This window comes from Endozoicomonas sp., from assembly GCF_051008435.1.
Taxonomy (GTDB): domain Bacteria; phylum Pseudomonadota; class Gammaproteobacteria; order Pseudomonadales; family Endozoicomonadaceae; genus Endozoicomonas_A.
The window spans coordinates 1-13,660 of the sequence record NZ_JBPCXO010000042.1; the positions used below are offsets into that span (position 1 = coordinate 1).

General features: G+C 46.3%; 11 protein-coding genes. 7 read left to right on the top strand and 4 right to left on the bottom strand.

Going from position 1 to position 13,660, the window contains the following annotated elements; all coding sequences use genetic code 11:
• The 3 genes from ACR2PX_RS01830 to ACR2PX_RS01840 all read left to right on the top strand — a co-directional run.
• Positions 1–1,059, top strand: a 1,059-nt coding sequence (locus tag ACR2PX_RS01830) for an N-6 DNA methylase (RefSeq protein ID WP_433997652.1), incomplete at its 5' end; no start/stop codon positions are given.
• Positions 974–1,618: an HsdM family class I SAM-dependent methyltransferase gene (locus ACR2PX_RS01835; RefSeq protein ID WP_433997653.1), complete on the top strand. Its 645-nt coding sequence runs from the start codon at positions 974–976 to the stop codon at positions 1,616–1,618. The genes ACR2PX_RS01830 and ACR2PX_RS01835, both read left to right, overlap by 86 nt.
• Positions 1,618–2,751, top strand: a complete 1,134-nt coding sequence (locus ACR2PX_RS01840) for a restriction endonuclease subunit S (protein WP_433997654.1) — start codon at positions 1,618–1,620, stop codon at positions 2,749–2,751. The genes ACR2PX_RS01835 and ACR2PX_RS01840 overlap by 1 nt, the downstream gene beginning before the upstream one ends.
• A gap of 520 nt (positions 2,752–3,271) precedes the next feature.
• On the opposite strand, the gene ACR2PX_RS01845 is transcribed toward ACR2PX_RS01840, so the two are convergent.
• The 4 genes from ACR2PX_RS01845 to ACR2PX_RS01860 all read right to left on the bottom strand — a co-directional run bounded on the left by ACR2PX_RS01845 (position 3,272) and on the right by ACR2PX_RS01860 (position 8,628).
• On the bottom strand, positions 3,272–4,804 hold the full coding sequence (locus ACR2PX_RS01845; RefSeq protein WP_433997655.1) for an ATP-binding protein: 1,533 nt from the start codon (positions 4,802–4,804) through the stop codon (positions 3,272–3,274).
• 140 nt (positions 4,805–4,944) lie between these two features.
• A complete protein-coding gene (locus ACR2PX_RS01850; protein WP_433997656.1) occupies positions 4,945–5,694 on the bottom strand; it encodes a DUF3726 domain-containing protein in 750 nt (249 codons plus the stop codon).
• The gene (locus tag ACR2PX_RS01855) at positions 5,694–7,424 is read right to left on the bottom strand and encodes a hypothetical protein (RefSeq protein WP_433997657.1); all 1,731 of its coding nucleotides are present in this window, start codon (positions 7,422–7,424) and stop codon (positions 5,694–5,696) included. Before ACR2PX_RS01855 ends, ACR2PX_RS01850 begins: the two co-directional genes overlap by 1 nt.
• 271 nt (positions 7,425–7,695) lie before the next feature.
• The gene (locus ACR2PX_RS01860; protein WP_433997658.1) at positions 7,696–8,628 is read right to left on the bottom strand and encodes a LysR family transcriptional regulator; all 933 of its coding nucleotides are present in this window, start codon (positions 8,626–8,628) and stop codon (positions 7,696–7,698) included.
• Positions 8,629–8,771: 143 nt separating this feature from the next.
• Here ACR2PX_RS01860 and ACR2PX_RS01865 point away from each other — a divergent pair, with 143 nt between their 5' ends.
• The 4 genes from ACR2PX_RS01865 to ACR2PX_RS01880 all read left to right on the top strand — a co-directional run bounded on the left by ACR2PX_RS01865 (position 8,772) and on the right by ACR2PX_RS01880 (position 13,324).
• Entirely contained in the window at positions 8,772–10,217 is a 1,446-nt protein-coding gene (locus ACR2PX_RS01865; protein ID WP_433997659.1) for an aldehyde dehydrogenase family protein, read from the top strand.
• A gap of 14 nt (positions 10,218–10,231) precedes the next feature.
• Positions 10,232–11,236 carry a dipeptidase gene (locus tag ACR2PX_RS01870; RefSeq protein ID WP_433997660.1) on the top strand — a complete coding sequence of 335 codons (1,005 nt, stop codon included), beginning with the start codon at positions 10,232–10,234 and terminating at the stop codon, positions 11,234–11,236.
• A 77-nt stretch (positions 11,237–11,313) separates the two neighbouring features.
• Positions 11,314–12,876 carry a BCCT family transporter gene (locus ACR2PX_RS01875; RefSeq protein WP_433997661.1) on the top strand — a complete coding sequence of 521 codons (1,563 nt, stop codon included), beginning with the start codon at positions 11,314–11,316 and terminating at the stop codon, positions 12,874–12,876.
• A 73-nt stretch (positions 12,877–12,949) separates the two neighbouring features.
• Entirely contained in the window at positions 12,950–13,324 is a 375-nt protein-coding gene (locus tag ACR2PX_RS01880; RefSeq protein WP_433997662.1) for a RidA family protein, read from the top strand.
• The last annotated feature ends 336 nt before the right edge of the window (positions 13,325–13,660 follow it).

Below are 13,660 nucleotides of genomic sequence, written 5' to 3' on the forward strand. Positions count from 1 at the left end.
TGGGTCGGTGGTATTACCAATCCGCTTACTGTGATTGAGCAGATCACCTACCTCATGTATTCCCGCATGCTCGACACCATGGAGAGCAAGGACGAGCAGAAAAAGGCCCTGGCCGGTGTCGATTTCAAACCTCGCTTTCAGCCACACCAGCAGGATTGCCGGTTCAGCCACTACTGCAACCTGGGCGCTGACGAAATGATGGAAGTGGTGCGGGATGAAGTTTTTCTGCACTTTCGCTCACTCTCTAATAAAGAAGGCGACGAAGGTTCACTATTGGGCGAATTTATGAAAGACGCCCGGCTGGAAATAGTTAAGCCGAACCTTCTGGTCAAAGCAGTAGAGATGATCAAGAACCTGCCGTTGGATCGGGGCGACACCAAAGGTGATCTCTACGAATACCTGCTCAGCAAACTGACCACAGCGGGTATTAATGGCCAGTTCCGTACACCGCGCCATATCATTCGCGCCATGGTAGAAATGATGGAGCCCAACCCGGCACGGGGCGAGCGCATTTGTGACCCGGCCTGCGGCACCGGTGGTTTTCTCTCCACGTCCTATGAATACCTGTTAGAAAAGTACAGCTCTCTGGACAGTATTCATACCGAGGCAGTCACCAACGAAAAAGGCGAGCTGGAACAACAGAAAGTCTTTTCCGGCGACCTGCTCAGTGAATACCGCCAGCATGTGGACTTTGATATGTTCCACGGCTACGACTTCGACTCCACCATGCTGCGCATTGCCGCCATGAACCTGATTATGCACGGCGTGGACGAGCCGGACATTCACTATCAGGACACCATGAGCCAGAGCTTCAGTGATAAATACCCAGAAGCGTCCCACAACGGATTTCACCTGATTCTCGCCAATCCGCCTTTTACTGGCACCCTGGACGAAGAAGACATTGATCCCGATATTCTGAAAGTGGTCAAAAATCAAAAAGACCGAGCTGCTGTTTTGTGCCCGAATCCTGCAAATGCTGAAAATTGGTGGTCGCAGCGCCACAGTTGTGCCTCAAGGTGTACTCTTCGGTTCCAGCAAAGCCCACCAGAGCCTGCGTAGTACTTTAGTGGAAGATAACCAGCTGGAAGCTGTCGTTAACCTGCCTTCCGGTGTCTTCAAACCTTATGCCGGTGTCGCAACAGCCATCCTGATTTTCACCAAAGGCGGTGAAACCGACAACGTCTGGTTCTACGATCTGGAGCACGACGGTTATAGCCTGGATGACAAGCGTAATCCTGTTGAGAAAAACGACCTGCCTCATCTGGTCGCCAGTTGGAAAGAGTTTCGTAAAAGCAAAAGCTTGCCAGTGGATGACTTTATGGGTCATAAACTGAAAGAGGCCGCTTCCCGTCATTCCCAAGTTTCACCCCGTCATTCCCACGAAGGTGGGAATCCACCTCTCATAGAAAACGACGACTGGCTGGATCGCACTCAGAAGGCTTTTGTTGTCCCCAAAGCCGATCTGAAAGCCAACAAATACGACCTGTCCATCAACCGCTATAAGGAAGTGGTGTATGAGGAAGAAATTTATGATCCACCCAAGGAGATTCTGGGGCGTCTGAAGGCTTTGGAAGCAGAGATTCAGCAGGAGTTGGTTGAGTTGGAGGGGATGTTGTAATGTCCTTTCAGCAAGTGGCGTTGAAAGAGTTAGTCATGGCTCATTACGGTAAGGCTTTGAAAAAGGATGACCGTAACGAAAGTGGTTTTGCTCTGGTTTATGGCAGCTCTGGTCATGTTGGTAATCACTCATCAAAAATATGTGTCTATCCAACTTTAATCGTTGGAAGAAAAGGCTCTGTAGGTAAAGTTGTCTGGGCTCCGGAAGGTGGCTGGATCATCGATACAGCTTACTTTTTAGAGATTTTGGATCAAAAGACACTTGATCTTAGATACCTTTTTTATGCTCTGAAACGAGCAAATTTAGCTAGCCGAACTATAACAACATCTATTCCAGGGTTGAATCGGGAGGACTTTTATCAAACGAAAATCCCACTCCCCCCACTCCCCGAACAAAAACGCATCGCCGCCATTCTGGATAAAGCCGACCAGCTCCGCCAGAAACGCCAGCAGGCCATCGGCCTGGCCGACGAATTCCTGCGCAGTGTGTTCCTGGATATATTTGGTGATCCGGTGACGAATCCTAAGGGGTGGGAGCTCAAAAAGCTTAGTGAGTTCTATGTACACCCAAAAACTGGTACTAAGTGTGGGCCCTTCGGTAGTGCCTTGAAGAAAGATGAGTATCAGGATGAAGGTATTCCAGTATGGAATATGGATAACATATCTCTAAAGGGAAAATTTATTGATTCACCTAATCTTTGGATTTCAGAGAAGAAGTTCAATGAGCTTGAGCAATATGGAGTTGAAGTTGGGGATATAATAATTTCACGAGCTGGAACTGTAGGGAAAATGGGGGTAGTTCGTTCTAGATATCCACAGTCAATTATCAGTACAAACCTTATTAGACTTCGCTTTGGTAATGATTTATTACCTGAATACTTTGTATCACTGATGATTTTTTGCAAAGGTCGTGTTGGTAACTTAAAAACGGGGCCAGATGGATCATTTACCCATATGAATACAGGGATTTTGGATAAACTAGTTTTTCCATATCCATCTATAGAGACTCAGAGAAAATATATAGATGTCTACAACCGAGTAACAAAGTTCAAGAGTCGGTTATTTTCTGGTGTTGATACTACAACTAATTTGTTTAACTCCGTCAGCCAAAAAGCCTTCGCCGGAGAGCTGTAAGGAATAAGCACCCACAGAAGCATCAGAGTCAGAATAAAGGTGGCAATTATTCAGGGTATAAGCGTCACCTTTTGTCAGGCTACTATTTCGTAAACCGGTTTGCGTTACTGGCTCTGGTTCCCCTATAATCAGTGTCAGACCTGTAACGGTGCCCATTCTAATACGTAGCGAATGGCCACGGTTACAGGTTTTTTGCGTTTAAGGGGATGTAATGCAGAAAATTGCCTTTTTTGTGGATGGTGGCTATTTCGTCCGACGGATCAAATATTATCATCGGAAGTTTTTTCAAGCCCATGCATTAGAACCCCAAAATATCGTACCGATCATATACAACCTTGTCAGAAAGCATCAGGAAAATCTGGGTCGCGGTGAGCTTTACCGGATTTATTACTATGACTCGTTCCCACGCTCTGCGTGGGAATGCATACACCCTATCAAACCAGACACAGTCACTTGAGAGATCCTATGGATTCCCACGCTGGAGCATGGGAACCAGAGTGGGGTACCTACTATCAGGCCACTACTCAGCCGAGGTATAAGCCTGCTTGGGCGAGTTGGGTTCAGCAGGGTAGGCTCGTTCCAGCTGCCTGTTTCTCACCATCCTGTTCAAATGACCCTGTCTTAATGGGTCCGGGGATCGGTCCAGCAATGTTGCCAGCACTTTAAGAGACAGATAGTGACCCCGGCAGGCATCCAGTATGGTTTTCTCCATTGCATCGGCAGCCAATTTCTTCTTTTTTCTAGATATTTCAGTGAGTTGTAATAGTTTTTTATGGAGGTCGGGAGCGATGACTGACAGATCTGAAATGGCTTGGCGGCCATCGGGATGTTGGTTGAGCTTTCCCAAACCATCGGAGTCTGGGATCAAACCATCGGAGTCTGGGATCAAACCATCGGAGTTTGAGGCCAAACCATCGTAGCTCGCTGCCAAATCATCGTAGTTCGAAGCTAAACCATTGGAGCTGGGTTGTAGCGTGGAATCCACAAAAGTTGTATCTGAAGACGGAAGCTCTGTGCCTGCCAGAAAATATACCGTTCCCCGGCCAGATCCACTGGACTCCAGATAGCCTTCCTGAACCAGCTTATGAAGTGTTTGAGATATATCTCTGGGATGCTTATCGGTTATTTCCAGCAGGCGACTGTGATTGACTACGGACTCGATCAATGAAGTTGCCAATATCAGAAGCTCCAGTTTGGTCAGCAGTGTAAACCGATCACCAAATCTCTCTTTCAGCTCACTCATGACTGATTCGGGAAACAAGTCAAGCATGCGTAACTCAAGGAGAGTCTGTTCTGGATCGACTTTTTCATGAAGAAGAGGTTGCCGCCAGTGCTGGCTTGTCCAGCCGGTATAGATTTTGGGAATACCTGATCCAGCTCTTTCCCCCAAACCAATATGCAAAAACATTTGATGGATGGCCCTGTTTCGGCAGTCGCTCTCTCCGCCACGAATGGCCTGCTCAACAGACACTCGCATCAGTCCCGGGTTACGAAAGCCAAACATATCAGGGCGTTTAACCACCATTACTGAGACCCGACCGGTATAGTCAGCATGAGCCAGAGTGTTGACCAGGGCTTCACGTAAAGCTTCATGAATCGGAGTGTCGTCCATTCGCTGATCTCCCTGAAGTTTGAATGGAACTTTTAGATCAGCGTAAAGCTTCCTGATCACTTTACGGTAAAAGTCGAACAGATTGCCGGACCAGGTTCCAGCCAAAGTGATTCGGTCTACCCAACGAAGCTCTGCTTTGGGCTCTGGGCGCTCCTGATAATCAAGCAGATAGTTGGGAACCGCCTCCTGAATGGATACCTGCTTGCCAAACATGAGGAGCCCGGCAAGAGTCAAACCCGCTTCATCCGTTTCACGATCTTTGCTCCAGCCGCGAATACAGCGAAGGAATTCTTGATGATCGAGATTATTGAAGGGGTGATCTGGCTTTTTGTTCTGAAACATTTGGCGATATTCCAGAAAGCTCTCCATGTCCAGATCATCAAAGGTATAACCTTTCAATATCCTGGCATCACGGTTAACTTCTACCTGCTCGGCCATCATCCGCCGTGTCGGCGGCTGAGAAGTGCACAAATCATTTTGCGAACGCTCATCTGTTGTGATCCACCACAGGCGTCTTATATACAACCGGTAAGACGGTTTACCGGTTGTACCATTCCATAATTCCTCATTGTAAATGCTTATTAAGCACCCGCTCCCTGTCTCGATTGATCACTACTTTCAACAAGAACGCCTGCACCAATAAGATTAATTTCGGTCCAAAGCCTATCGCTGATTTTTATTCCGTGATCAACAATATACTCCTTGTTTTCGGCAACTTCATCAGCACTGACATAACTTGTACCTTGATGAAGGTGTGACTGTTGAAGAGATGTAGTGATATCAACTCTTGAACTGCAAATTATAGTTAGAGTTTGCTTATCATCCGGTTTCCTTGAAGAAGCATCTATGGTTGCTTCGCTATAACTTGGATAACGGGCACCCGCTTTTATGGCAGCAGTATGCTCGGTTATATCCTCGCTACCATTCTGCCAGTAGGCCGCAGCACTGATACCGCGACGACCACAGTCTGTCAGTGCTTTCAAAACAAACATTCGATTATGGCAGTTATGCACAGTGACTGTTGCAATCCCTGACTCCAGAGCTTTGGCATGAGCAAGATCAACAGACGATGCTATACAGTTTAACGAGCTGCGCCCCTGACTGTTGATAATGGCTGCATGACTGTCTTCATAAACGATATGACTCAGAGGTTTATCATGATCGGATTTAATATAAGCCAGAGCCTGTTCGAGTTCACCGAGCCCTGATAAGCCATGTTTCTCAAGCCAGAGGATCATGTTAGCTGCATCCTCATAATTTCCGACATAATAACCACTGGCTTCGAAACATCGTCGGAGGGCTGCTTTCAACTCATTCATTGAAATAACCATTATGCCTTCCTCTCTTCCATTTCTTGCTTTGGGCTCAGTGGCATGAACCAATCATCATTGAAACTGTCGCCTATATCCTCCAGCAATGGAGCACCTTGAAACATGGTATTGCGAACCCATAACCGGGAACGAGGATCAAATTTACTGACACCAAAGAAGGCCAGTTTGGCTCTCAGAAGGTGCATGGGCAGAATATCCCGATGAAGCAGGTTGGCCTGGATATCGCCATAAAGGCAACGATTCATACTTTGTATGCGTCGTACAATGCCTCTCAATTTTGGCTGAGCGACCATAAACCGTGCAGTGCTATGATCAGGGTATTCAGCCATGTAATCAATCAGTTGGTCATAGCATTTACGGACCGCATAACCAACCCCAAGAGCCATTTGTTTATCCTTGCCCTCTTCTTCCAATGCATTACCCAACCGAGGCTCCATTTTTTCTTCAGAGCGATACCAGAAAATTTCACGGGCACCGTCTTCCGAAAAATCCAGTTTCAATGCCCAGTCATATCGATGCTCTATAACTTTTTTAAGCTCCTGTAATGTCATAACAGGGTCGAGATCAAGAAACTCTTCTGCAGAACAGTACTCTTCAAGCTCATTCACCAGTTCCGGATAGAGTTCCAGTAATATCGATACCAACAGTTCCTGCCCTTGCAAGGAACAGTTTTGTTCACTCCATTGCAGTAAAGTATCCCAACTTTCAAAAGAACACTCTGACTGTTGATACAGCCCTTCCAGATCTTTAATAACCTGACAGTTGTTATCAGTCTGCCATGCATCATCAGTCACAACCTGCCTGGTGTGCTCAATTGATCGGTTCAGCAAGGTTTTCAGTCTGGACTGTATTTCATCGTCGATGTTCCCTAACACCCTGACACGGGCAAGCCCCAGTTCACGCATCTCGACCCACTGGTTAATGAGGAGTGGATGATTAATCAAAAATGGAGCCATACCTAACCCGGTAGAGTTACCAATACCAAAATACCTTTTTATTGCGGGGTCCATTTCACAAAATGTATTCGGGGAGCGATGACGGGCAATGTGTTCAGCTTGTATAAGACTAAAACTTCTCAGCATGAAACAGACAAACATTTCAGCAGAAAACGGCTGAGAGAAATCTGTCCAGCGAGACTGTACTTTCTCCCAGTCGGCCATACCGAGCTTACCACTGCCATAAACAGCCGTTGTACGGTACAGATAGCCGACTTCAGCAATCTTCTTTACATCCGGCTGCCGTCCTGAAGCCAGGGAGTCAACAACATAATCAAAATTCCGGGCACTTCTGTTCGCACGAGACAAAACAAAAACTCGCGAGTCCACTCTCCCCGCTTCTTGTTTTGGAACATTTTGACGAAGCATTTCCAGATAATCACTATCGACCTGGCCCGCTACCAGGGCCATGGTCAAATCCCACTGTTCTGCAATAACCCTGTCATTGCGCTCTTCTGGTGCCAGATAGGAGGAAAACAGAACAAAACTAAAAAGTGACCGTGGTGTCTCTATTTCATATATAACAGTGCCGTAACCGTCCTGATCCAGTTCAAAAAGCGATGGATTAATCTGCCAGCGTTCACGCATAACCTTACGAAGAAGTGACCGCATGAAACTGAGGCGACTCTGGTGCATAGCACCCAGGCGCTCAAGGTCCATCACCTGATTCACCGGTCTTAATGGCAGTTTATTCTCACCTCGTAAAGAGGCATAAATGGGCGCAGGTGTCATCATTTTTATTATTCTCAAATTTCAGTACCCAATGCACTTGCAGCAAAAGTCTGACAATCAGAACAAGGCTGCAGTGGTTACTTAATCTGACGTGTAACAAGAGTAGATTACAGGTTCAATGCAACTGGCTACCTGGCTACTTCCAATCAATTTCAAGGCGTATCATCATTGAAATGTGTATAGACACACAAATCAAAAGGTTATATATATTGATAAGCAAAACTTATCAATATATATATTGCATTTAATATTTTATTCATACGACTGAGAGTGTTTAAACTTCACAAACATCGATTTTTTCGTGCACAACTGCTTCACGCTTGGCTTCTTTCAGAATAATATTAATCAGAGACTGAGCTGATGGGCTCATGGACTTATTGCTCAATTGAACCAATCCGGTGTATCGAACAATGTCTGGTGAAATCATTGGAACAAAGCACAATTTTGTATTCTCATCAGGGAAGGCATACCTGGGCAGAGTGGTAATTCCCATGCCCGCTTCCAGCATTGCAACCAGTGAAATCATGTTGGAAATGTAAAATTGTGAGTTCTGAAGCAGAGGAGCAGCTTCAGTGTCCTGCAAAAGTTGAGAGGTGCCGTTCATGATCAAACGGTGCTGGCTCAATTCCTGCCAGTGCACACCTGATTTTTTTGCTATGGAATGGTTGCTTGGACATACAACACCTAACTGATCCTCCCATATGGGAGTGAAAATCTTATCTGCATGCTCATCAGGCGAAAAATAGTTGCTGATACCAAAATCGACTTGCTGTTTTTCCACCATTTTTAGAACAGCATTCGAATTATCATCATAGAAGCTGATATGTAAATCAGGCGCATCCGCAACAAACTTCAATAATATATCAGGTAATACCTGGCTGGCGATGGAAGGTACAGAAGCAAGCCGCAAGTGACCCGTTTTGTGGGAAGCAAGCAGCGACATATCCTGAGCTAATCTGTCATGGTGCGCGATCAAGTCTTTTGCTTTTGGAATGAACTCTACCCCTAAAGCAGTCAACTCTGTTTTGGCTGTTCGATTATTACGTTTTTCAAAAAGAGACTCACCCAGTTTGTTCTCCAGATCCTGAATTGAAAGAGAGATAGCAGGCTGCGTTCGGTGTGCTTTTTTTGCCGCAGCATGAAACCCCTTTAACTCGGCAACCCAGACAAAATGGCGCAACTGGGCGATTTTGAATTCAGGCAACATAATAAAAAAACCTTATTACATGATATTATTTATTAATTTTTATTATTAATTCGTTACTTTTATGATGCAACCATCATTTTTATAGAAGCAGCATTCTCGTCAAGAAAAAGCTCTTGTAGAAAGACATCCTTATGGAGATAAACATGTCTGACTCGGTATTTCAGAATTACATTGCGGGTAAATGGGTAGAAGGCAACAGTGGTTCAATTGCCAACATAAGCCCTGCTGATCTCAGTGATGTTATTGGTCATTATGCACAGGCCGATGAAGCCCAAACCGTGCAAGCAATCTCGGCTGCGAAAGCAGGTCAGAAGGAATGGGAAAAAAGCGGACTTGAGCAGCGTTATTCGGTTCTTATGGCGATTGGTGATGAACTGATCGCACGAAAAGACGAACTGGGCGCTATTTTAGCCCGTGAAGAAGGAAAAACACTGGCAGAAGGTGCTGGTGAAACCTATCGTTCAGGTCAATTTTTTCATTACTATGCCGCTGAAGTTTTACGCCAGATGGGTGAAACAGCTGATTCTGTACGACCTGGTGTTGAGATAGAAACACGACGTGAGCCTGTTGGCGTAGTGGGTATCATCACTCCATGGAATTTCCCTACTGCAACGGGTGCCTGGAAAATCGCACCTGCTCTGGCTTTTGGTAATGCCATCGTCTGGAAACCAGCCAATCAAGTACCTGCTTCAGCTTGGGCACTGACAGAAATCATCTCTCGCCAAGGGTTGCCTGCTGGTACATTTAACCTGGTTATGGGGCCTGGCTTACAGGTGGGAGATGTATTAATCAATTCCCGTAACATTAATGCTCTGACCTTTACCGGTTCCCTTGAGACAGGTCGTAAAGTAGCCGCCGCAACATCGGTTAATCTTGTTAAATGCCAACTGGAAATGGGCAGTAAAAACGCTCTGGTAGTACTTGATGATGCTGACCTGGACAACGCCGTTGAATGCGCCGTTAACGGTGCATTTGGCGGAACCGGTCAGAAATGTACGGCATCTTCTCGCCTGATTGTCACAGAAGGCATTCATGATCGTTTTGTTGAGGCGGTTATCGAACGCATGAAGAAGCTGGTTATTGGTCACCCTCTGAAAGAAGGCGTTCATATTGGTGCTGTAGCGGATGCCCGCCAGCTTGAACAGAACCTGGCGTATCTCGAACTCGCTAAAAAGGAAGGGGGCAACCTGATTTTTGGTGGTGAAGTTCTGACAGAAGAGACTGAAGGCTACTACATGCAGCCTGCCCTGTTCACAGAAACCAGCAATGATATGACCATCAACCGTGAAGAAGCGTTTGCACCGATTGCTTGTGTCATCAAGGTAAAAGATTATGCAGAAGCACTGTCTACTTTAAACGACACTAACTTTGGACTGACCGGTGGTATCTGCACCGAGTCACTAAAATACGCTACCGACTTCAAACGCAACGCCAAAACCGGCTGTGTCATGGTAAATCTGCCAACAGCGGGTACTGACTACCATGTTCCTTTCGGTGGCAGAAAGGATTCCAGCTTTGGTCCTCGAGAGCAGGGAACTTACGCCAAAGAGTTCTACACCGTTGTGAAAACAACCTACATCCGCGCATAACGGGAGACAGGTTGATGAGCCATACTCTGCATAAAGAGCTGATTGTTATTGATGGACTTCAGTATTCCAACTGGAACCGAACGATCTTTGAACAGCTGCATGCAGGTGGCGTAACGATGGTGCATGCCACCATCGTTTACCATGAGCAGATTCGTGAAACACTGTTACGGATCGCAGAATGGAATCGTCACTTCGAAAACAATCGTGACCTGATCATGCCCGTTAAAAGCGCAGCAGACATCCGTCTTGCAAAAGAGCTGGGTAAAGTAGGCGTCATGTTTGGTGCACAAAACTGTTCTACCATTGAAGACGACATTGGCATGATTGAAATCATGCGTGAGCTGAACCTGATGATCATGCAGCTCACCTATAACAACCAGAGCCTACTGGCATGCGGTTGTTATGAAGCAGAAGACAGCGGTGTAACTCGCTTTGGTAAACAGGCCATCCGTGAAATGAACCGTGCCGGCATGGTGGTTGATATGAGCCACAGCGGTGAGCGCAGTACGCTGGATGCTATCGAGCTTTCAGAACGTCCTATTGTGATCTCCCACGCAAACCCCGTCAGCTTTCACAATGCCAAGCGTAATAAGTCAGACACTGTACTGAAAGCACTCGGTGAATCCGGCGGACTACTGGGTTTCAGCTTATATCCATTTCACCTGAAAAACGGGCCCGATTGCTCTCTGAATGATTTCTGCGAAATGGTCGCTCGTACCGCTGACCTGATGGGTGTCGATCGGATAGGAATAGGCACCGATCTCTGCCAGGACCAGCCTGTTAAAATTCTTGAGTGGATGAGAAACGGTCGCTGGTCAAAGGAAATGGACTATGGCGAAGGGTCTAAATCCAACGCTAGCTGGCCACGCCCCTTGAGCTGGTTTAAAGACAGCCGTGACTTTCCAAATATAACCTCAGGCCTGATATCCAGAGGCTTTAATAACGAAGAAGTAGCGAAAATCATGGGGCTGAACTGGTTGAATTTCCTCGAAGAGGCATTACCAGCCAAGCCTGACTAAAGGATCGCTTTCTGAAAGTAATCCTTCGACTCCAATAATTAATATTAATAAAAATAAATATTTATCAGGAGCGTTCCATGCTGAACACTGCAAACAATACATCACCTCCCGCATTAAAGGAGCAGCATCGCAATAGCCTGCTGTACGGCGTTGATTTACCGGTATTCTTTCTAAGTGGCGGAGGTCTGGCATTATTTGCCATCATGGCACTGTACGACATTAATCTTGTTTCATCCTGGGTTAATACTGCCTTTGCCGCTTCTACCAAAACATTTGGTGCCTACTGGCAAGTATTACTTCTGATGACTTTTTTCATTGGCCTCGTACTTGCATTTGGTCGTACAGGCAAAGTCGTTCTGGGGGGGCTGGCATCACCCGAGATCAGTCGATTTAAGTGGGTCTCGATCATCATGTGTACGCTACTGGCAGGTGGAGGCGTTTTTTGGGCCGCTGCTGAGCCTATGGCGCACTTCACATCACCTCCACCGCTATTTGGCGGTGAAAGCGGCACAAAAGATGCTGCCTATAATGCTCTTGCTCAAAGCTTCATGCATTGGGGATTCCTTGCATGGGCCATTCTGGGCAGTTTGACCGGTATCGTCCTGATGTACCTTCATTACGAAAAAGGATTACCGCTAAAGCCCCGCACCCTGCTCTACCCTGTCTTTGGTGACAAGGCGATGAAAGGCTGGCTGGGAACTCTGGTAGATGCCAGCTGTGTTCTGGCTGTTGTGGCAGGAACAGTTGGCCCTATTGGCTTTCTCGGGCTACAGGTCAGTTTCGGCCTTGAAAAGCTGTTTGGTATAACCAATGACTTTTCAACCCAGATCACTATTCTGATTGTCCTGATCGGTCTTTACACATTTTCCGCTGTCAGCGGTGTGACGAAAGGCATACAAATTCTCAGTTCAGCCAATACTATTCTTGCGGCCGTTTTGATGTTGTTTATCCTATTCTTTGGACCAACAGCGTTCATTTTTGACAGTTACCTGCAATCATTTGGGATTTACCTAAACCAGTTTATTCCTATGGCAACTTTCCGGGCTGATCCGGGCTGGCTCGATTGGTGGACTGTGTTCTTCTGGGGTTGGTTCCTCGGTTACGGGCCGCTGATGGCTATGTTTGTTGCACGGATTTCTCGTGGTCGCACGATCCGTGAAATGGTTCTGATGATCTCGGTTATTGCCCCTGTCATAACCTGCTTCTGGTTTACCATTGTAGGTGGTAGTGGTCTTGCTTTTGAACTGGAAAATCCCGGCGTGATTTCCGAACCTTTCACCGGTTTTAATTTACCTGCAGCTCTGCTGGCCATAACCGAACAGCTGCCAATGGGTTTAGTCATATCTGTCCTCTTTCTGATTCTGACAACCATTTTCGTAGCAACAACCGGTGACTCAATGACATACGCCATCTCTATGGTAATGACTGGCACCGACTCACCACAGGCATCAGTAAGAGTTTTCTGGGGCATTATGATGGGTGTGACGGCAGCACTGCTTATTTCTATTGGATCCGGCGGTATATCAGCCCTTCAGTCGTTTATTGTTGTCACCGCTGTTCCGGTATCGCTGGTACTGCTGCCTTCTCTATGGAACGCCCCCCAAATTGCTAAACAGATGGCTGACGATCAAGGCCTCTAACTTATCGATGAATTAACACCTCCAAAGAGCAGGCCACTTTCTGGCCTGCTCACTCCAACATAAAGATAATAAAATGAAAAAAGCTGTAAAGACTGAACTTTTTGCCTCAAAAGCCCCTCTGGAATGGGCAGTTATTGCTAATGGTCAACTGTCCACTGCTCAAATCCCTATCAATACTGAAGGCCAGGTGGTTGAAGGAGGTATTGAAGCTCAGGCACGGCAGACTATGGACAATTTTAAACATACGATTGAAGCCGCAGAATTAACCATGGCAGATGTTACTCAGGTTCTGATCTATGTTACTGACCGAAACCAATTACCTGTATTTAATAAAATTTATGCGGAATACTTTGAAGCACCCTACCCTAATCGAGCCGCTATGATTGTTGCAGGTTTGGCTCGAGAAGAAATGCTCTGTGAAATTGTTGCTTACGCAGCGGTACCTTAAAACAGCTGAAACTTTTTATGCCCGAAACTTAACCACTTTCGGGTATTTTTCAGCCATAAGCAAATAACAAACTATTAACCCTTTCTAATACCTCAATAGATATTCAGCACTGAAGAAGCTTTTGTAAACACACGTGCATAACGAATCAGGGCGGAAGCTTCATACGTACGACCATGCTAATTAATCATTAGGTAAACCCCCGGCTATGCCCTATCTCTTTATCACATCTCTACACCCAAGAACTGGCGCGCTATGCGCCAGCCTTCAACGCAGGTCTGTAATTTTGCCCACCCCTTCCAAACTGCCAGCCAACCGGGGCGACCTGTGTGCTTGGAA